The organism is Pseudomonas sp. gcc21 (assembly GCF_012844345.1).
GTDB lineage: Bacteria > Pseudomonadota > Gammaproteobacteria > Pseudomonadales > Pseudomonadaceae > Halopseudomonas.
In genome coordinates, this window is the sequence record NZ_CP051625.1 from 3,920,411 (window position 1) to 3,940,527 (window position 20,117).

At 59.2% G+C, this 20,117-nt stretch carries 18 protein-coding genes and 1 tRNA gene; 11 read left to right on the top strand and 8 right to left on the bottom strand.

Annotation, left to right across the window (positions count from 1 at the left end):
* Positions 1 to 81: 81 nt before the first annotated feature.
* Together HG264_RS18170 and HG264_RS18175 are read left to right on the top strand one after the other, a co-directional pair.
* Positions 82 to 1,281 (top strand): TAXI family TRAP transporter solute-binding subunit, encoded by a 1,200-nt coding sequence (locus HG264_RS18170; RefSeq protein WP_169408916.1) that lies wholly within the window; start codon positions 82 to 84, stop codon positions 1,279 to 1,281.
* A gap of 119 nt (positions 1,282 to 1,400) precedes the next feature.
* A complete protein-coding gene (locus HG264_RS18175) occupies positions 1,401 to 3,326 on the top strand; it encodes a TRAP transporter fused permease subunit (RefSeq protein ID WP_169408917.1) in 1,926 nt (641 codons plus the stop codon).
* A gap of 88 nt (positions 3,327 to 3,414) precedes the next feature.
* Here the strand turns inward: HG264_RS18175 and HG264_RS18180 are convergent, their stop codons facing one another.
* Entirely contained in the window at positions 3,415 to 4,110 is a 696-nt protein-coding gene (locus tag HG264_RS18180; protein WP_169408918.1) for a TetR/AcrR family transcriptional regulator, read from the bottom strand.
* A 336-nt stretch (positions 4,111 to 4,446) separates the two neighbouring features.
* Between HG264_RS18180 and HG264_RS18185 the strand changes: the two genes are divergently transcribed.
* From HG264_RS18185 to HG264_RS18195, 3 genes are all read left to right on the top strand, one after another.
* Positions 4,447 to 4,968, top strand: coding sequence for a CinA family protein (locus HG264_RS18185; RefSeq protein ID WP_169408919.1), 522 nt, complete (start codon positions 4,447 to 4,449; stop codon positions 4,966 to 4,968).
* 114 nt (positions 4,969 to 5,082) lie between these two features.
* The gene (gene recA / locus HG264_RS18190) at positions 5,083 to 6,120 is read left to right on the top strand and encodes a recombinase RecA (RefSeq protein WP_169408920.1); all 1,038 of its coding nucleotides are present in this window, start codon (positions 5,083 to 5,085) and stop codon (positions 6,118 to 6,120) included.
* A 19-nt stretch (positions 6,121 to 6,139) separates the two neighbouring features.
* The gene (locus HG264_RS18195) at positions 6,140 to 6,583 is read left to right on the top strand and encodes a regulatory protein RecX (RefSeq protein WP_169408921.1); all 444 of its coding nucleotides are present in this window, start codon (positions 6,140 to 6,142) and stop codon (positions 6,581 to 6,583) included.
* Here the strand turns inward: HG264_RS18195 and HG264_RS18200 are convergent.
* From HG264_RS18200 to HG264_RS18215, 4 genes are all read right to left on the bottom strand, one after another.
* Positions 6,543 to 7,631, bottom strand: coding sequence for a TIGR00730 family Rossman fold protein (locus HG264_RS18200; RefSeq protein ID WP_169408922.1), 1,089 nt, complete (start codon positions 7,629 to 7,631; stop codon positions 6,543 to 6,545). The two genes, HG264_RS18195 and HG264_RS18200, sit on opposite strands and share 41 nt — an antisense overlap.
* Positions 7,632 to 7,661: 30 nt before the next feature.
* Positions 7,662 to 9,065: an MBL fold metallo-hydrolase RNA specificity domain-containing protein gene (locus HG264_RS18205; protein WP_169408923.1), complete on the bottom strand. Its 1,404-nt coding sequence runs from the start codon at positions 9,063 to 9,065 to the stop codon at positions 7,662 to 7,664.
* An 83-nt stretch (positions 9,066 to 9,148) separates the two neighbouring features.
* Positions 9,149 to 9,547, bottom strand: a complete 399-nt coding sequence (locus HG264_RS18210; protein WP_169408924.1) for a PA3611 family quorum-sensing-regulated virulence factor — start codon at positions 9,545 to 9,547, stop codon at positions 9,149 to 9,151.
* 100 nt (positions 9,548 to 9,647) lie between these two features.
* Positions 9,648 to 10,577: a DMT family transporter gene (locus tag HG264_RS18215; RefSeq protein WP_169408925.1), complete on the bottom strand. Its 930-nt coding sequence runs from the start codon at positions 10,575 to 10,577 to the stop codon at positions 9,648 to 9,650.
* A gap of 190 nt (positions 10,578 to 10,767) precedes the next feature.
* On the opposite strand from HG264_RS18215, the gene HG264_RS18220 reads away from it, so the two are divergent.
* The 5 genes from HG264_RS18220 (at position 10,768) to HG264_RS18240 (ending at position 16,649) form a co-directional block, all read left to right on the top strand.
* Positions 10,768 to 11,424 carry a response regulator transcription factor gene (locus HG264_RS18220; protein WP_169408926.1) on the top strand — a complete coding sequence of 219 codons (657 nt, stop codon included), beginning with the start codon at positions 10,768 to 10,770 and terminating at the stop codon, positions 11,422 to 11,424.
* 14 nt (positions 11,425 to 11,438) lie between these two features.
* Positions 11,439 to 11,810, top strand: coding sequence for a diacylglycerol kinase (locus tag HG264_RS18225; protein WP_169408927.1), 372 nt, complete (start codon positions 11,439 to 11,441; stop codon positions 11,808 to 11,810).
* 102 nt (positions 11,811 to 11,912) lie between these two features.
* Complete coding sequence (locus tag HG264_RS18230; RefSeq protein ID WP_169408928.1) at positions 11,913 to 15,410, top strand: NahK/ErcS family hybrid sensor histidine kinase/response regulator; 3,498 nt, start codon at positions 11,913 to 11,915, stop codon at positions 15,408 to 15,410.
* Between the two features lie 194 nt (positions 15,411 to 15,604).
* A complete protein-coding gene (locus HG264_RS18235) occupies positions 15,605 to 16,336 on the top strand; it encodes an AzlC family ABC transporter permease (protein WP_169408929.1) in 732 nt (243 codons plus the stop codon).
* Positions 16,323 to 16,649: an AzlD domain-containing protein gene (locus HG264_RS18240; protein ID WP_169408930.1), complete on the top strand. Its 327-nt coding sequence runs from the start codon at positions 16,323 to 16,325 to the stop codon at positions 16,647 to 16,649. The genes HG264_RS18235 and HG264_RS18240 overlap by 14 nt, the downstream gene beginning before the upstream one ends.
* Here the strand turns inward: HG264_RS18240 and HG264_RS18245 are convergent.
* From HG264_RS18245 to HG264_RS18255, 3 genes are all read right to left on the bottom strand, one after another.
* Positions 16,642 to 17,820, bottom strand: coding sequence for an MFS transporter (locus tag HG264_RS18245; protein ID WP_169408931.1), 1,179 nt, complete (start codon positions 17,818 to 17,820; stop codon positions 16,642 to 16,644). The genes HG264_RS18240 and HG264_RS18245 overlap by 8 nt on opposite strands.
* A gap of 114 nt (positions 17,821 to 17,934) precedes the next feature.
* A complete protein-coding gene (locus tag HG264_RS18250; protein ID WP_169408932.1) occupies positions 17,935 to 19,017 on the bottom strand; it encodes a metal-dependent hydrolase in 1,083 nt (360 codons plus the stop codon).
* A 78-nt stretch (positions 19,018 to 19,095) separates the two neighbouring features.
* Positions 19,096 to 19,785, bottom strand: coding sequence for a crotonase/enoyl-CoA hydratase family protein (locus tag HG264_RS18255; RefSeq protein ID WP_169408933.1), 690 nt, complete (start codon positions 19,783 to 19,785; stop codon positions 19,096 to 19,098).
* A 196-nt stretch (positions 19,786 to 19,981) separates the two neighbouring features.
* Here HG264_RS18255 and HG264_RS18260 point away from each other — a divergent pair.
* Positions 19,982 to 20,072, top strand: a tRNA-Ser gene (locus tag HG264_RS18260).
* Positions 20,073 to 20,117: the final 45 nt, after the last annotated feature.

The following is a 20,117-nucleotide window of genomic DNA, read 5'->3' on the forward strand; positions in this document are numbered from 1 at the left end:
GGTTGCAAAGAATCGATCGGCGGAGGCATCAAGGCCTCCGCCAGGACTGAAGCAAACAATAACAAAACTGGAGAAGTATCCATGAAGATCAAGTCGCTGAAGAACGTGCTCAGTACTAGCGTGTCCCTGGCTGTCGCGCTTGCGATGAGCAGCGCCGGCCTGGCGCATGCAGACGAATACAAGATGCCGCGTCTGCTGGCGATAGGGACATCGGGTACTGCTAGCGGCAGCTTCGCTTCAACCAACGGGTGGGGCCCGGTATTCCAAAAGGAAACCGGCTCCAATGTGCGGATCGTCCCGGTGGACAATGAATCCCAACGGTATCAGCGGCTGACAGACCGCCGGGATCTCACCATCAGCTCGGTGTCCTCTGCCGAAATGCGTTTCCAGATCGAGGGGATTGGCAGCTATGCGGGCAGCAAGCCGGTTCCGCAGCGCGTCCTCTGGCACCACAACGACACGCCATGGGGTTTTGTCGTCGCCGGCAGTTCTGACCTGCACACCATGGAAGATCTCAAGAAGCGAAAAATCACCGTGTCACAGGGCGAGTTCTCGCCTCCCATGGTTGTCGCGGTAACCAAAGCCTTGCCTGCCTATCTGGGTATGACTGACGAAGAAACGTCCCAGAACTTCTCTTTTGCTTCTGCGAGCAGTTATGCGCAAAGCTGCCGCGCCGTGGTGGAGGGCCGGGCTGACGTCGCCTACTGCGCCCCGACGAGCTCGATCCTTTCCGAGATGGAAGGCGCCCCGGGTGGCATCCGCTGGCTGAACATGGACCTCGACAACAAGGAGGCCTGGAACCGGTTCCTGGCACACCGCACCATGGTCGTGCCTACCGAGATTGATCTTGGTGTGTCGACGGCAAAGGGTGTGGATGGCCTGGCCTCCAACTTTCTGTATTCCGTACCAGCGGATGCGGATGAAGAGTTCGCCTACAACATGGCCAAGTGGTTCCACCAGTCATTCGACAAATACAAGGGCACTCATCCACTGTCCGCACGTATGGATCTGAGTATTTTCCGGGAATACCTGAACCGCTCACCCTTGCCCGTTCATGAAGGCACGGTTCGTTACCTGAAGGAAGTAGGTGCCTGGACGGCTGAAGATGACACCTGGAACCAGGCCGCGATCGAGAAAATGGACCGCTGGACCGAGGCGCGGCAGGCAGCGCTGGACGAGGCACGAAAGGGGCGCATCCAGGCTAGCCATAACAACGAAGAATTCACCGCGATCCTGAAGAAGCACACCGAAGGGCTCGAGCCTTTCCGCACCCGGCTTTAAGCAATAGTCCTGACTGGGTCTGTTGTCGTGCTCGCGCCCTGTTCCTCCGGGGCGCGTAGCTGGCGGCAACAAATTCTGGCCACGCATCACCACCGTTTTTTTATTTGGAAGACAGTTCCATGAAAGCTGATGCCGCTCCTGTTGAAAGTGTTGAGCACAAATCTGAAGTGACCCGACTGGGCGACGCCACTTCCTGGCAAAGCATCCTGTTTGTCCTGCTTTGTGTAGGCGGGCTGCTGGCCGGCATTGCCTATATTTTTGGATTTACCTTTGCCGGGCACCGGCTGCTCGAAGGTGAGTACTACTGGATTTTCATCGGCCTTTTCGGGGCGGCCGCATTCATTGCGCTGCCTGCAAAAGCCAACCAGTTCAAAGTACCCGTTTATGACCTGGCTGCTGCCGCGCTGGTGCTGGGGGTGGGGATATTCTTCGCGATCAACGCCTGGGACATGGCGCAAGCCGGATGGAGCAATCTGTACTGGGGAATCGTGGTCTGGTTGTTGATGATGGAGCTGGCCCGGCGCAGCGGGGGCACTCCTTTCCTTCTGGTTGTTGCAGTCATCGGGGTATACCCCCTGATTGCCGATTACCTCCCCGGCTTGTTGATGGGGATTCCCTACCAGTTTGATCACATGATCGAAGCCCACGTCTTCCGCACTGAAGGGATGATGGGAATTACGACCAAGATCGTTGCGGAGATCATCCTCGGCTTCCTGGTTTTCGCCGGCATCCTGCTGGCAACGGGCGCAGGCGACTTCTTCATCGACCTGGCAAACGCCAGCTTCGGTCGCTATCGCGGCGGTCCCGCCAAAGTGGCGGTGGTTGCCAGTGCCTTCATGGGCAGCCTGTCGGGTTCAGTTTTTTCAAATATCGCCGGAACGGGTTCCATCACTATTCCAACGATGAAGAAGGCTGGGTATCCGGCACATTATGCTGGTGCTATCGAAGCGTGTGCTTCGACCGGTGGCGTTGTGATGCCGCCGGTAATGGGGGCCATTGCCTTTGTTATGGCCATCACCATCGGCGTCGACTACGCGGTCATCATGATTGCTGCGATTCTTCCGTCGTTGCTGTTCTACTTCGGTCTGATCCTGCAGGTGGACGCCTACGCGGCCCGCACTGGCATGAAAGGTATGCCGGTCGAAAGCCTCCCTTCCACTCGCAAAGTCCTGATGCGCGGTTGGCCATTCCTTCTGGTACTGGTGTTCCTGATCTGGGGATTGCTGTACATGCGCTGGGAGTACTACACCCCGTGGTACGCCTGCATCCTGATGATCGGCCTGTCTTTCTTCAACAAAGAAACGCGTATGACGCCGAAGCGGCTATATAGCGCGATGCGACAGATTGGTGTGCTGATTACGCAGACCGCGGCGATCATCCTGCCCATTGCGTTCGTCGTCAGCGCCCTGACCATCACGGGTGTGACAGGGTCCCTGACCTCGGGTCTGATAGGCCTGGGTGGCGATAATGTGTTCATGGTGATCTTCTTCGGTATCGTCGCCTGCTTTGTGATGGGAATGGCGGGGCTGGCGATCGTGGCGTACATCTTCCTGGCGGTCACGCTGGCGCCTGCGATCATTGAAGTCGGTGGGTTGAACACCATCGCGGTGCACTTCTTCATCGTCTACTACGCCATGCTCTCGGTGATCACGCCGCCGGTAGGGGCTGCTGCGTTCCTGGCCGGCACCATGGCCGGGGCCAAGCCGATGAAGACGTCATTCACGGCCATGCGTCTGGGCATCGTGATCTACTTCATACCGCTGTTCTTCCTGTTCCAGCCGGCGTTGGTATTGCAGGGTGATCTGACACCGCTGTTGTATGTGCTGCCGTCGATCATCATCGGCATCATGCTGATCTCGGGCGGTCTGGAAGGTTATCTGCTGGGCGCCGGACATGTGAAACCCTGGCAGCGTATACCGCTGTTCGTCGCCGGTTTCGCCTTCAGCTTTCCGGGTCTGATGACGACCATCATCGGTGGTCTGGCATCGGCGGTACTGATAGCGCTTGTGTGGAGTCAAAACCGGATGAAGCCAAGCCTGGCCTAAGGGCCAGCGACTGCACCGGTAGAAGGAAAAAGCCCGGAACCAGTAACGGTTTCCGGGCTTTTTCTTGTCAGGCGAGAAGAGTGTGCAGTCAGCTGGGCTGTGGCTCCGGCTGCTCTACAGAGTGTGCGAGCGTCTCAACCATTGCGGTAACGCCCGCAGCGACGGTATTGACGATGACGTCATCGTCAATATCCTGATGCAGCCAGTCGCGTAGCGGACCGAAGCCTGCAAGGTAAATGATCAGATTCGAGATGATTTCCGCCCGGGGATCGTCCTCGGCAAGACCCGCTCGATGCCGGAATTTCTCGGCCATCTGCCGGATCACCAGCTGATCGCGCGATCTCATGGCGTCGCGGTCGTCCTTCTGCAGATGCGGCACTGTGCGATAAGCCAGTAACGTGCCTTTGCGCTTCTTGGTCCAGGATTCGCTCAGGTACAACCTGACGCAGTCTTCCAGCGACTCCTGCGGGTGCTCTTTCATCAGTTCATGCAGATTGGGCACGCCCGAGCGAAACCAGAGCTTGTTCAATAATCGCCTGAGGATGTCGTTCTTGTTGGCGATATAGTCGTAGATGCTCGCCTGGTTGACCCCTGAAAGCGCGCAGATATCGCGCACCGTGGTCGAGGCGAAGCCTTTCTTGAGGAAGAGTTCGAGCGCTGCGTCGCATATCTGATCCCGGCGCTGCTCGGCGAGAGAAGTGTCCTGAATGCCTTCTAGCTTGGCTTCGAACAATTGGTCGGGCACATGTCCCGTAAATCCGGAACCTTTTTTATTCTCGTGCATCGCTTTGTCCATTACAGGAAAACTTTTATCTCATACGGAAATCACGCTGTACTGACAGGAAATACAGCCGCTCCGATGCCGAAAGTCTACCATGCCGGCGGCGCATCAACATGGCTCTGGCAGCGCGATGAGAACCTGTTTATAGGTGGCTTTATTCGCTTCGCGAAAAGCGGCTGGCAGTGTGGGAGAATGGTTTCAATCGGTTCCAAGACCTGACGGTTTGCCGCGCATTTCGTGTGTGTTTCTGGGGTCTGCGGCGTTGGGATGATAGGGTGGCCGGACACGCTGAAGTGAAGCAGTCGCGGTTTTTCAAGCGCAAATGAAGAGGTGTGCACGATGTCTCAATACGACCCCTTGATCGATTCCGTAGCCGCCCGGCTGGGCAACGGCTTGCGGCGGCTGGGTCTGCAGGTCACCACGGCTGAGTCCTGCACGGGCGGTGGTATTGCCGAAGCCATCACGCGGGTAAGCGGTAGCTCGGCCTGGTTTGAAACAGGCTTCGTTACTTATGCCAATCGCAGCAAATCCCACTGGTTGGGCGTGCCGGAGGACATACTCGAAACCCATGGCGCAGTCAGCGAGCCTGTGGTCCGGGCAATGGCGCAGGGCGCTTTGCAGGCAGCCGATGCGGATCTGGCGGTAGCGGTGAGCGGTGTTGCCGGGCCTGATGGCGGGACGCCGGAAAAGCCGGTCGGCACTGTCTGGTTTGCCTGGGCTATTCGGGGCAAGGGCGTAGTCAGCCACTGCAAGCGCATGCAGGGCAATCGTCGTGAAGTGCGCGCGCATACCGTGCTCAAGGCACTGGAAGGCCTGGTTATCGAGGTTGAACGCCTCGCTGCGAACCGATCATCATCCTGATCAAATAGGGGGGTAGGCGAGCTTCAGCAACTGTGGAATAATACTGACCAAATATACAGTAGTTTTTCCAGTAGTCCGGGCGCTACCGCTCCCGCCACTCCAAGAGGATGCACAATGGACGACAACAAGAAGAAGGCGCTTTCGGCGGCTTTGAGTCAGATTGAACGTCAGTTTGGCAAGGGCGCGGTCATGCGCATGGGCGATCATGAACGCCAGGCCATTCCGTCGATTTCCACCGGTTCGCTGGGGCTTGATATTGCCCTGGGTCTTGGCGGCTTGCCCAAGGGCCGGATCGTTGAAATCTATGGTCCTGAGTCGTCAGGTAAAACCACGCTGACCCTGTCGGTCATTGCTCAGGCTCAGAAGCAAGGGGCCACCTGCGCCTTCGTTGACGCTGAACATGCTTTGGACCCCGAGTACGCTGGCAAGCTGGGCGTGAATGTGGATGACCTGCTTGTGTCCCAGCCGGATACCGGTGAGCAGGCCCTTGAGATCACCGACATGCTGGTGCGTTCAAACGCGGTCGACGTAATCATTGTCGACTCCGTGGCTGCCCTGGTGCCCAAGGCCGAAATCGAAGGCGAAATGGGTGATCACCACGTGGGTGTCCAGGCGCGTCTGATGTCCCAGGCGCTGCGCAAGATCACCGGTAATATCAAGAACGCCAACTGCCTGGTTATCTTCATCAACCAGATCCGTATGAAGATCGGCGTTATGTTCGGTAACCCGGAAACCACTACCGGCGGTAACGCGCTGAAATTCTATTCTTCCGTACGACTGGACATCCGCCGCACGGGTGCGGTGAAAGAAGGTGACGAAGTGGTTGGCAGTGAGACCCGCGTCAAGGTCGTCAAGAACAAGGTTGCGCCGCCGTTCCGTCAGGCTGAGTTCCAGATTCTTTACGGTCAGGGCATCTATCACAATGCCGAGATCATCGATCTGGGCGTGCAGATCGGTCTGGTTGAGAAAGCAGGCGCCTGGTACAGCTACAAGGGCAACAAGATCGGTCAGGGCAAGGCAAATGCTGCCAAGTACATGGCCGAGAACGTTGCGATTGCTGAAGAAATTGAAAAGGCGATCCGTGAAAAATTGTTGCCCAAGCCCGGCAAGCCAGGTGCTGTGGTTGAGGATAGCGCCGAAGCGGACGCCTGATCCGCTTCGTCACTGACATATGTTCGGTCGCAAGGGACTCGAGACCCCGGTAGCCATCCGCCGCACCGCGCTGGATTTGCTGGCGCGGCGAGAACATACCCGTCTGGAGTTGCAACGCAAGTTACGTCAGCGCGAAGCGCCGGCTGATTTGCTTGAAGTGGAGCTGGACCGTCTGGAAGACGACGGGCTGCTCAGCGACGAGCGCTTCTGCGAAGCCTATGTTCACGCCCGTTCCCAGCGAGGGTACGGGCCGCAGCGGTTACGCCAGGAAATGCGCGAGCGCGGTGTGGCTGAACATCTGATTGATTCGATATTGCGCGATGAGGTCTATGACTGGAGCGCGCTTGCCCGCGAGACATTTCACAAGCGCTTTCCGGAAGGCGAGGCGCGGGACGCCAGAGAGCGCGCCAAGCAGCTTCGCTTCATGCAGTATCGTGGTTTTGCTGGTTATGAGGTTGATTGAGCACGTCGATCAACGCGCGTAAACGTCCGTGATCGCGGCCATTGAACACAAATCCCAGTCGTACCAGTTGTTTCAACTCGGGTTCGTCTGATTCGCTCGGTGAATCATGTGTTTGATGAAACCCGGGCTCCTTGCAGATCCCCGCAAACTCCTTATTGATCAGCTCCATTGCCGCTTCAGTCAGCGGGCGGTACAGCCTGATAACGTACTGACCGTCGACCCAGCGTGCTGAATGGTAATTACTGTAGAACCGCAGGATGTGTTCCATGGCTTCGTCAGGCGAATGGGCCACGGTCATGAGATTCAGATCTGACTCGCCGATGTAGCCGGATTCACACAGTTGATGCCGGAAAAACTCCACCAGGCCACTCCAGAATCCGCCCTCCGGAAGATCCAGCAGGATAACCGGCACTACCGGACTCTTGCCTGTCTGGATCAGCGTCAGGAGCTCCAGTGTTTCATCCAGCGTGCCGAACCCACCCGGACATAGCACCAGCGCGTCTGCCTCCTTGACGAAAAACAGTTTGCGCAGGAAGAAGAATTTGAACGGCAGCTCGTGATCGGTACCACGCACTATGTCATTCGAGCGTTGTTCGAAGGGCAGGGTGATGTTGAACCCCAGGCTGTTATCCAGCCCGGCGCCCTCGTGCGCGGCAGCCATAATGCCTGCGCCTGCACCTGTGATGGTCATGAACTCATTGCGCGCGAGCGCCGCGCCCATCTTCTTGGCGAGCATATACAGCTCGTGGCTGATAGGCGTGCGCGCCGAGCCGAATACGGTGACCTTGCGCCGCCGTTTGAACAGTTCCAGCCGCGCGAACGCCTGTTCCAGTTCACGTATCGTCTGCAGCATGATCTTGGCATCCCAGCGGTCCCGGTCAGCCTGGGCCATGCGCACCACAGTCAGGACCATTTCCTTGTATAACGCTGCGTTCTCGCTGCTGCCCTGGCAGGCGTTGATGAGATCATCGACCTTGTCCTGAATGCCGGTGTCTCCGGTGCGCAAGTGCCGGTTCAGATACCCCACCGTGTTCAGATCATCCGACATATATCGCTCCTGCTCGCTCATGGGGGCTGATCACAAGGTGATCTTCTGCCCTTGTTCCGGGAGTCTGGCTTGTATGCCCAACTGCTCCTTGATTGCCGCTGCGAGTATCTGGCTCTTTTCTTCTTCACCATGCACCAGATATACCTCGGGGGCACTGGTAAAATGCTTTAGCCAACCGATCAGATCGCTTTGGCCAGCATGTGCCGAAAAGCCGCCCAGCGTATGCAGTTGAGCATTGACCGCCAGGCTCTGATGCACCACGCGAATCTGTTTCTCGCCATCCACCAGGCGACGCCCCACGGTGCCCTTGGCCTGAAAACCGGGAAAGATCACATGACAGTTCTTACGCCACAGGTTGTGCTTGAAGTGATGGACGATTCGACCGCCGTTACACATGCCCGCTCCGGCAATGATGATCGCGCCGCTGGTGACCTTGTTGATCGCCATCGACTCATCCGGCGTCTGGGTGCATTTGAGTATGGGCAACCAGTCGCGCAGCGTGCCCTTGCCGCTGCCCTTGATCAGCGCCTGGTCTTCTTCGCTGAACTGGTGATGGTAGCGGTCGTAGATTCTGGTGGCAGCGATTGCCATCGGACTATCGAGGAACACAGTGTGTTGCTTGAGCAGTCCCGCCTGGTAGAACTTGCCCAGATAGTAGAGCAGGTCCTGCGTGCGGCCTACGGCGAAGGAGGGGATCAGCACGTTGCCGCCGTCCTTCCAGGCTCGTTCCAGGATCGCCTGCAGCTCTGTCAGGGTCTCCTGCTTGTTCCGGTGGTCGCGATCGCCATAGGTGGATTCCATCAGCACCAGATCCGCTTGCTCAAGGAAGGCCGGGTCACGCAGCAGCGGGGCGTCCAGCCCGCCGAGGTCGCCGGAGAACACCAGTCGACGGGTGCGTTCGCCTTCCTCATGCACGCTGATTTCCACGATGGCAGAGCCCAGTATGTGTCCTGCTTCGTGGAAGCATACCTCGATACCACGGGCGATCATGGTTGGCTGCTGATAATCGGTGGGCTTGCACAGTTCCAGCGCCGCGTCAGTGTCGGCTTGAACATACAAGGGCTCAAGCAAGGGTTTGCCGGCCCGCTGTCGCCAGCGATTTTCCCATTCCGTGTCGCGCTCCTGCAGGCCGGCTGCGTCCTTGAGCATCAGCCCCAGCAGATCGGTGCTGGCAGGCGTCAGATAGATCGAACCACTGAATCCTTCGGCCACCAGTTTGGGTAGCAGTCCCGAGTGATCAAGATGGGCATGGGATATCACCACCGCACTCAGCGCAGCGGGGTCGAAGGGAAAGCGGTTGCGATTATGAAGCTCGTCGCGCTTGCCGCCCTGCGTCATGCCGCACTCGATCAGCACCTGATCGCCGTTGGCTTCCAGCAGATAGCAGGAACCGGTTACCTGTCGAACTGCACCGTGAAACGTAAGTGATGCCATGGATATCTTCCTGAGATTGGGAAAAATTGATTATCAATCCTTCCGCCTCCCTGTGACATGACCTGCGTCATGCCCGCTTCAAGTCAGAGCGCCTGGCAATGTTCGGCAATGAAACGTTGGGTCAGGACCGGTTGCGTGGACCCGGTCAGAACGAAGTGATAAGTCAGCGTGGCGCCCAGATCCATCAATCGGCGGAAACGCTGGTTCTCGCAGACGCTGGCCTGGAGCTGGGTGCGAACAACCAGCGGGTCGCCTTGCAGCTTTTTCGCATAAGCAGGCCGTACCGACAGGATATTGACCAGCTGTTTGCCATCGACCGTGAAGCCCTCGTCGGTGATCTCCTCGTTGATCGCTCGCGGGGTGCCTTCGCTACTGATGACCGCGACGTCCTCGAGCATTTTCTGCAACTGCATGTCGCGAAGCGACGCCCCGTGCGCTGGCACGACTACGGACAAGGCTAGGACAAGACTTAACCAACGCATGAGATCTCCATCTGCTGTAAGAAAGGTTCTAACTGTCGGACCGCGCCACAGGACAGTGGTTCGTTGGTCGGGGTCTCGCCGCTGGCGCGCTGCTTGCAGCTCAATGATGCCCCGCCGGTTCTTGCTGCACCGGGGCAACGGTACGGCGTCGCTCGAGGTAAATGGGTACGAGTTGCGCCAGCAGCATGCCGCTCAGCATCAATGCGCAACCGATAAGGCCGCGCAGGCTGAGTGTCTCGCCGAGGACCAGCCAGGCGGCCAGGGCGGCGAACACGGCTTCCAGACTCAGAATGATGGCGGCGTGGGAGGTAATAGCATCCTTCTGCGCGACCACCTGCAAGGTGAAGCCGATGCCTACCGCCAGCAGTCCGCCATACAGAATCGCCGGGACGGCCAGGACAATATTGTGCCAATCCAGCTCCTCGAAGATCAGCGCCAGCATCAGACTGATGAGCGCGCAAACAACGAACTGCAAAAAGGCAACGCGGATCGGATCGTAGCGGCTTGCCAATGCACCGACCAGAAGCACATGGAGCGCCCAGCAGGCGGCGCCGATCAGCTGTAACCAGTCCCCGGGGGCTACGCTGTAATCCTCATTGATACTGAGCAGTAGCATGCCTACCAGCGCAAGCAGTGCGCCGATCCAGGTGCCCACGCCGGTGCGCATACCGATAAACAGACCGAATATCGGTACGAGAATGACGTAGAGCCCGGTAATGAAGCCCGAGTTGGTTACGCTGGTGAACATCAGCCCGATCTGCTGAAGGTTGATGCCCAGCGTCAACACCGTGCCAAGCACGAGACTGCCGAGAACCATCGGTCGACTAAACTGGCGGTGAGGCTGGTCGGTCTGCGGTCGCGCCAGCAGGACCAGTGGCAGCACCACAAGGGCCCCGAGCAGGAAGCGCAGGCCGGTATAAAGAAAGGGCCCTATGTGTTCCATGCCAAGACTCTGGGCGACAAAGGTACTGCCCCAGATCAGGGCAGTAATGAGCATCAGGGCGTCGGCCCGATAGGTTCGAATATTCATGAACGACAACCGTCTGGAAAAGGCGGAGAGTATGAACCTCGAGGCGCGCGCAAAACAGATACAGTAGCGCTGTGATCGCGCCATGGCGCGCCGATGCGAATTGACGCCACTGCCGCCAGCTGGCACGCTCTCGCTGCTGTTTGAAGGACTAACCATTGATAACAATAACAGTTCAATTGGAAATCCAGGCATGGGCCCCACTTACGACATTCTGATCGCCGACGATCATCCGCTTTTCCGCAGCGCACTGCGTCAGGCGCTGAGCAACGGCCTCGAAGCAGAAGTGCAGCTGACCGAAGCCGGAAGCATCGTCGAATTACAATCGTTGCTTGAAACGCGAAAGGATTGGGACCTGGTGCTACTCGATCTGAATATGCCGGGAGCCTATGGCTTTTCTGGCCTGGTATTGCTGCGCGGGCAGTATCCGCATATCCCGGTAGTGGTGATTTCCGCGCAGGAAGAGGCGCCGGTATACAAGCGTGCCAAGGATTTCGGTGCCAGTGGTTTCATTCCCAAGTCGTCAACACTCGAGGGCATCCAGCAGGCCGTACAGGAAGTGCTGGATGGTGGCGTATGCTGGCCCCCTGCGGTCGACGACGCTGGCCCGTTGTCCGATGAAGAAAAGAACATCAGTGCCCAGTTGGCCAGTTTGACGCCCCAGCAATTCAAGGTGCTGACCATGGTCTGCGATGGTTTGCTCAACAAGCAGATCGCCTATGAGCTGAACGTCTCCGAGGCCACCGTCAAGGCGCATGTGACAGCGATTTTTCGCAAGCTCGACGTCCGCACCCGTACCCAGGCGGCCCTCGCACTGCAACATATGGAACTAACGCGCGCCGCGCAATAGCCAGGATCGAACGGATGGAAGAAAACCCATACAAGGGCGTGACCGGGTTGCGTCGGGTGTGGCGTGCGACGGGTTATTCGCTGGACGGCCTGGCTGTGGCCTACCGGGGTGAAGCCGCATTCCGTCAATTGGTGTGGCTGGCCGCGGTGCTCATACCGGTGGCGCTGATCTTGCCGTTGGATGCTATTTCCCGCGCACTGCTGATTGGCAGTGTCATGGTTTCGCTCATTGTCGAACTGCTTAATTCAGCGATCGAGGCGGCCATCGACCGGATCTCGCTGGAACGTCATCCGCTTTCCAAAGCCTCCAAGGATATGGGCAGTGCCGCGCAGTTGATCAGCCTGAGCCTGATCGCGGTGGTCTGGGGATTGGTGCTGCTCGGCTGAAGCGCCCGCGCAGCAACCCCGACTTTTGTCTGAACATGCCTCTCTGGGCAAAGCCCGGGGCCGCTGCCAAACTATGACTTTGCACAACAGGCCCTACTGCTCATGATGCTCACCGGCGGGCTGGTCGCCACGATTTTCATCCTCTATATCGTCCTGCTGTTCGCGATAGCGTTCTGGGGTGACCGAAAGCCGGGCGAGTTCAACCCGCGTCTGCGTATGTGGGTGTTCGGGCTGTCGCTGGCGGTCTGGTGTACGAGCTGGACGTTCTTCGGTGCGGTCGGCATGGCCGCCGGGCAGCTCTGGGCGTTTCTGCCAATCTATCTCGGGCCGGTGCTGCTGTTCCTGTTTGGCTGGCGTATCTACGCTCGCATGATTGCGATCAGCAAGCAGGAGAATATTACCTCCATCGCCGACTTCATCGCCTCGCGCTACGGTAAATCCCAGGGGCTGGCGGTGATGGTTACGCTGCTGTGTCTGGTCAGCGTTTTGCCGTATATCGCGCTGCAATTGAAGGGCATCGTGCTCGGCTACACCCTCCTGAGCGCACCGTCCCCGGCGGACGGGCTGGTTGAAGGCGAGGGCGGCGTGGCTGAAGATACGGCGCTGGCGGTGACCCTGGTGCTGGCGCTGTTTGCCATCCTGTTCGGCACGCGCAGCCTGGACGTGACCGAGCACCACCGCGGCATGATGCTGGCGATTGCCTTCGAGTCGCTGGTCAAGTTGCTGGCATTTCTCGCAGTGGGCGCTTTTGTCACCTTCGGTCTGTTCAACGGCTTCGGGGATCTGTTCGAGCGCGCTGCGACCACCCCAGAGCTTGAGGAATACTGGCAACGCGAAACGCTGCATACCAGCATCCTGTTCCAGACCTTTATCGCAATACTTGCGTTTGTCTGCCTGCCGCGACAGTTCCAGGTCGCCGTCGTGGAGAATATTCAGCCGGGAGACTTGCGTCTGGCGCGCTGGGTCTTTCCCGCCTATCTGATTCTGGCAGCGTTGTTCGTTATACCCATCGCCCTCGCCGGGCAGATAACCCTCGGTCCGAACGTCTCTCCCGATTCGTATGTGATCAGTATTCCCTTGACCGAAGGCCGCCCGGTGCTGGCAATGCTGGCCTTTCTTGGCGGTGCTTCCGCCGCGACCGGCATGGTCGTGGTGGCGGCCATTGCGTTGAGCACTATGGTATCCAATGACGTAGTAATGCCCTTGCTGCTGCGCAACCGGCATCGCTCCGCACAGTCCTATGAAGAGTTTCGCGGATCGCTGCTCAACGTGCGGCGCACCAGTATTCTGGTGATCCTTCTGCTGGCGTACGTCGTGTATCGGCTGATCGGTTCGGCAGGCAGCCTGGCCAATATCGGTCAGATTGCCTTCGCTGCAATCGCCCAGCTTGCCCCGGCCATGTTCGGCGCGCTGTTCTGGAAGCAGGCAAACCGCACCGGTGTATTCGTCGGGCTTACCATCGGTATCAGCCTGTGGCTGTATCTGCTGATTGTTCCGGCAATTGGTGGTGGCCTGGGGCTGAATCTGGGCGGCTGGCCCTTGCTGGCGCAGCTGCATGGCGACTCGTTTGGACTGCCCATCGACAACATCACCTTGGGCAGCCTGATTGCGCTGGCCTGCAATTTCGCTGCCTTTGTAGTTGTCTCCCAGGCGAGCCGCACCCGTGTCCTGGAACACTGGCAAGCCAGTCGCTTCGTCAGCGAAGACGGCCAGATGTGGGCCAATGGTCCGAGCCGCTCATTGTTGCGCGTAACGGTGAATGACTTGCTTGAGCTGGCTTCGCGGTTCGTTGGCGAAGAGCGTGCCTACTCCAGTTTCGAGCGCTTCGCCGCGGCGCAAGATACGGCTCTGGTCTCCACCGTCGCGGCCGACAGCAGCTGGATTACCCATACCGAACGCTTGCTGGCCGGCGTACTCGGTGCGTCATCGGCGCGGGTCGTGGTGAAAGCTGCAATCGAGGGCCGCGACATGCAATTTGACGATGTGGTGCGCATCGTCGACGAAGCGACCGAGGTGCTGCAGTTCAACCGGGGACTGCTGCAGGGCGCGATCGAGAATATTACCCAGGGCATCAGCGTGGTGGACAAGGAGCTGCGGCTGGTGGCGTGGAACCGGCGTTACCTGGAAATGTTCGAGTACCCGGAAGGGCTGATCGTGATTGGCCGGCCGATTGCGGATCTCATTCTGTGCAACGCCAAGCGCGGGCTCTGTGGCCCGGGTGACCCGCAGTCCCACGTCGACAAGCGCATCAACTGGATGCGCCGCGGCACCGCGCACCGTTCAGAGCGCCTGTTTCCCAGCGGCCGGGTTATCGAAATCATCGGCAACCCGATGCCTGGCGGCGGGTTCGTCATGAGTTTCACCGACATCACAGCGTTCAAGAAAGCCGAGCAGGGACTCAAGGAAGCCAACGAAAGCCTGGAACAACGTGTGGCCGAGCGTACCCGGGAACTGTCTGAACTGAACGAGGCGCTGATTCAGGCCAAGGCACAAACCGAGCGTACCAGCCAATCCAAAGGGCGCTTCCTGACGGCGGTCAGCCACGACCTGATGCAGCCGATGAACGCCGCCAGACTGTTTTCTGCCTCACTGGCCCATCAGCCGAATCTGCCAGCCGAAGCGCAGGAGCTGGTGCGGCATCTGGATACATCGCTACGCTCGGCTGAGGATCTGATTTCCGACCTGCTGGATATGTCGCGCCTGGAGGCCGGCCGAATCAACCCCGAGTGGAGCGATTTCCCGCTCAGTGAGCTATTCGACACCCTGCGCATCGAGTTCGGCGCACTGGCGGCGGAGCAGGGCGTGGATCTGCGTGTACGTGCGAGTCGATTGCCTGTGCGCAGTGATCCGCGGTTGCTGCGCCGAATCCTGCAGAACTTCCTGACCAACGCGTTTCGCTATGCGGGTAACTCGCGGGTACTGCTCGGTGTGCGGCGGGTCGGTGAACGCGTTCGGATCGAAGTCTGGGATCAGGGACCGGGGATTCCACGCGACAAACTGGAGATCATCTTCGAGGAATTCCAGCGTCTGGACAGTCATCGCAACCAGGCCGAGAAGGGCCTCGGCCTGGGGTTGGCGATAACGGATGGTCTTTGCCGGGTGCTCGGGCATCAACTGGCGGTGCGTTCCTGGCCGGGGCGCGGCAGCGTGTTCAGCGTCACTCTGCCGATCGCTCGTTCAAGCGGGCAGGGCAAACAGACCAATCAGACCCAGGCAGCGCCTGCGGTGAGTGGTGCACAGGTGCTGTGTATCGATAATGAACTGAATATTCTGACCGGTATGCGCAGTCTCCTTGGCCGCTGGCAGTGCAATGTAGCCATTGCCCGCAATCGCAACGAGGTAAGCAGCATTCTCGCAGAGGGCTTCAGGCCGCAGCTGGTGCTGGTTGATTTTCATCTCGATGAGGGCGACACCGGACTGGAGGTGATGCGCTGGCTGCGTGAGCAGTTGGGCGCCGATCTGCCGGGCGTGGTGATCAGCGCAGACGGCCGCAATGAACTGGTCACGCGGATACGTCAGGCAGACCTGGATTTTCTGCCCAAGCCGGTCAAACCCGCAGCGATGCGTGCGCTGATCAGCCGTTACGTGACCTTGCAGTAGACAGTGAAATGGATTGCGTCGCGCAGGCGCACGACACACCCAGGTAGCGAGCGAACGCTGCGCCCCGGAGATGTTGAGCGCCTGCTCAACGACAGCGCATCTCAGGCCTCTCCGAACTGTATCAACCCAACTGTATCTTGAAGCGACGCGTATCGCGCCTTAGTCTTCCCGATTACCACGCAGAGTCAGTATTCATGTCGTCGCGTTTCAAACAGGCGCTGCTGGGTGCGCGGGACACCATCCCCATGCTCGTCGGCGCTGCACCCTTCGGAATCATATACGGAACCCTGGCGGTGTCGTCCGGATTGTCGGTGGCCGCCACCCTGGCGATGTCCGTCTTCGTGTTCGCAGGTTCCGCTCAATTCATTGCTGCAAGTTTGATTGCATCCGGCACCGGGCTGGCGGTGATCCTGATCACCACCTTCATCGTCAATCTGCGGCACATGCTGTATAGCGCCAGCCTGCTGCCCTACGTCAAACACCTGCCGCAGCGCTGGCGCATTCCGCTGGCCTTCTGGCTGACCGACGAAACCTACGCCATTGTGCAAAACCATTACCTGCGCTCGCAGGGGCCGCTGGAACACCAGCACTGGTATTTTCTCGGCTCCTGCCTGGCGATGTACAGCAATTGGGTAGCCTGCACTCTGGTGGGCGTGCTGCTGGGCAGCTCGTTACCGGGTATGGCGGGTTGGGGGCTGGATTTTGCGATGGTCGCGACCTTCATCGGGATCGTGGTGCCCTCGCTGCGCAGCCGCCCCATGATTGTCTCAGCGCTGGTGGCGGCTGCGGTGGCGCTGGTTGCGCATACGCTGCCCTACAAGCTGGGGCTGATCCTGGCTGCGCTGGCCGGCGTGGTGGCGGGGCTGGTCGCAGAGCAGCTCAACCGCGCGGACCGAACCGGGGAGGCCGCTGATGAGCCACGCTGAGATCCTTCTCATCGCCGGTATGACGGCGATCACCTTTGCCATTCGCTATACGCTGTTTGCCGTAGGCCATCGGGTGCGTTTCAGCCCTCTGCTGAGCAGGGCGCTGAGTTACGTTCCGGTGGCGGTGCTGACCGCCATTGTCGCGCCGGCGATGCTCATGCCGGATGGCGAGCATTGGCAGCTTTCGTTGGATAACGCCTATCTGTTCGGCGGCCTGGCGGCGATCGGGATTGCCGCCAAATGGCGCAACCTGTTAGCGACCATTGCCGGCGGCATGGCGGCCTTCATGCTGTGGCGCTGGTTGTTCAGCTGAACAGTGTTACCCGGCCGCTGCGTACCGCAACGATAATCAACCCCACCGCAGCGACAGACACTACGGCCGTGAAGCCGAGTATCGAATTGCCCAACCCAACCAGGTCGCTGACGAAGCCCAGCGAAAGCACCACGGTAGCCATGGTCAGATAGGCCAGCAGATAGAACGCGGACGTGATGCCGCCGCGCTCAGCCGGCGGTGCGACTTCACTTACCGAAGCAATCGCCACCACGCCGGTTGCCCCTGCGCCAAAGGCGGTAGCGATGGTGGCGAAGGCGAAGATCCAGGGCGAGCTGAACAGGACCGCCGCCGCCATCGCCAGCAATCCGATCATCAGCGTGGACGGGCCCAGCAACAACATGCGGCTGACCGGCTGGCGCTGGCAGGCGAACTGGCTCATACCCGCCAGCAACTGCCAGGCCGCAGCGAACAATCCCGCTGTAGAGCGGTCACCAATTCCCACCAGATTGGTTGCCAACGATGGCCCGAGGGAACCGTACAGGCTGCCGGTTGACCACGCCAGGCTGATCGCCGCCCCGGCAAAGGCAAATACACCGAGCATTTCGCGCGGTAATCTGATGGTAGTCGGGCGCCAGGTACGCCAGCTGAAATCCGCGCGTCGCTGACCAAGATGGGCCGGCCAGGGCGCTGTGATCAGCAGAGCGATGGTTGTCACGCAGAGCACAACGATAAGCGCGAAGGGCCAGAATCCGGCATCGATATCCCAGCGCAACGCCAGAGAACTGACCGTTGGCCCGGCGAACGCGCCCAGCGTGAAAAACAGGGCAGAAAGCGTCGCGCCGCGCGCCCAGTTGCCATCAGGTTCCATCTCCACCACGGCGGCGGAGGCTGCGCCGGTGATGATGCCTGTGCCGATGCCAGTGAGCACCCGGGCCAGACCGAGATCCACAATGTCATCGGCAAACATGAACATGACCGAGCTGATGATCGTCAGCAGTAACCCCGGTACCAGCACCTGGCGGCGCCCGAGCTTGTCCGACAGGGAGCCGAGCGTGATCAGGGTGCTGGCGACGCCAAATACGTAGACCGAGAAGATCGCCGTCAGCGCCATCGAGGAAAAGCCCCATTGCACCTGCCACACGGCATACAGCGGCGTAGGCAGATTGCTGGCGAAGATGGTGGTGAAGATCGCCATCAGCGCCGCCGTCATTGCCAGCCGGTTCCTGCTCTGTGAAGTTGCCTGGACGCTATCGCCTGTCATCATCATTGCTGCCCGTGTGCTGCGCAAAAGCGGCGATTATCGCAGAGTGCGGGGCTCAACGCCTCAGTCATCGGCGGCGCTCGGGTCGTTGGCAGACGGCGCGTCAGTCATATTCGCAGCCAGCGCCGCCATGGATAGCGGGTAATCCTGATCGAAGGCCCGGCGCTTGAGGTCTTCCAGGCGTGACCAGTCCGCATCGGATTCCGGCCAGTACTCCACATGCTGAATCGGCTCGAATGCACCGGTTTCAGGGCTGCGTCTGGCCAGCGCAAAACGGAACGGGTGGTAGCCGGGCATGCCCAGGCGCAGGTCAGTGGCCACCCACTCATTCTCGATCAGGTCATAGCGCAGCAGGTCCAGGGTAAACCAGCGCAGCCGTGCGTGTTGCGGTGAGTTATCCAACGCGGGCATGGCGGCACTGGCATTGCGCGAAAGCCGCTCAAGTGTGGGCGGACGGCTATCCAGCCAACTGACCAGGCCTTCGTAATAATCATCTCCATCGACTGCCACCACGCGCCAAAGCAGCGTATTGAAGGGCGCGGGTGCGATGAAGGTGTGCTGCGGCACGATTGAGTCGCGCTGCAGCGCCTGGTTCAGATTGTGTTCGGCCATCTGCTTGCCAGCCAGGGTGCTGGCCAGATAGAGCGTGCTTAGCCCAAGTACGAAATACTGCAGGCGAATCCCGCTGCGCCTTAGTCCGAACAGCAGGCAGCCGAGCACTGCAACAAGCAGCGGCACGGTATATAGAGGGTCGATAATAAAGATGCTGGAAATCGCCACCGGCGGCGTCGGCAACGGCCAGAACAGTTGCGTACCGTAGGTGGTGAACGCGTCCAGCAGAACGTGGGTAAACAACACCAGAGCAATACAGGCGAAGAGTCGGCGGGTTGAGTACTCGGCGTTTGGCCAGACCTTGCGTACCAGCCAGGTGAGCAGAACGGCGACCAGACCAATGACAAACAGCGAATGGCTGAAGCCGCGGTGATAGGTCACATCGGCCACCGCGTCGCCGAAATCAATGACTACATCCATATCAGGCAAAGTGCCGAGCATCGCGCCGAATACCAGCGCCTTACGACCTTGCCAGCGGCCCAACACCGCCCCCTGGATAGAGGCGCCCAACATCGCCTGCGTTATCGAATCCATTTTGCTTCAACCCTTGTGAGGAAGCGCACAGGATACTCAACCTGCAGGCGATTTGCGCCGGACGTTGCTGACCGTGGGTTACAGCGCGTGTTGACGATCCAGTTCAATGCAGCGGTCAAGCAACTCAAGCAAATCCCGGCGCGCCTTCAATTTGGTGTTGCGATGCGCAGTCATGTTCAGCGAGCCGAGCTGGCGGGCGACTTCGAGGGCACGTTCCTCCAGGCTGTCGGCGGAAACCACGTCATCCAGGAAACCTGCGTTCATTGCAGCGTTCGGCTCGAACATCTCGGCATTGATAACCGAACGATTGAAGGCTGCGGGCGTCAGTCGACCGCGGGCTAGCTCGGTGCCGACGTTGTGCATGGACATACCGATGGCGACTTCATTCAGGCCAATCTTGAACGGCCCTTCGACGCCGAGGCGGTAGTCAGCCGACAGCAGCAGGAACGCACCCTTGGCGATCGCATGGCCAGTACAGACCGCAACGACAGGGAAGGGGTGGGACAGCAAGCGGCGTGACAATGTCGAACCCAATTCAACCAGCGCCTTCGCCTGGTCCGGCCCGGACGTCATGACTTTCAAATCGTAGCCACCGGAGAAAATCCCCGGCTTGCCGCTGATCACCACCACCGCCCGGTCAGCTTCGGCCTGGTCCAGCGCCGCATTGAACGCCGCAAACACCTCCGGCGATAGGGCGTTGGCCTTGCCGTTGTCCAGATTCAGTCGGGCAATACCCTCAGCAAATTCGTAGCTAACCAGCGCGCTCATTGATTTTTCCTCGTTATAGGGGTGGCTTCCACAGGCCACAATCGCCCAGCAGTGTACCAAGATAAATTTGACCGGCGAGTCCCGCTGGCGGCAGCCAAATTTATAGCGCTTTCAAGCAAATAGCGTTTGCCAAAGCGGGCATGTTTCGGTAAATTAGCGCGCCTTGGAGACAGGGGTTACCCTGCCTTCAAGATCCGGAGAGGTGTCCGAGTGGCTGAAGGAGCACGCCTGGAAAGTGTGTATACGTTAATAGCGTATCGAGGGTTCGAATCCCTCTCTCTCCGCCAGATACCGTTGTAGATCAATAAGTTAGATAAAGTATTGATTTACAC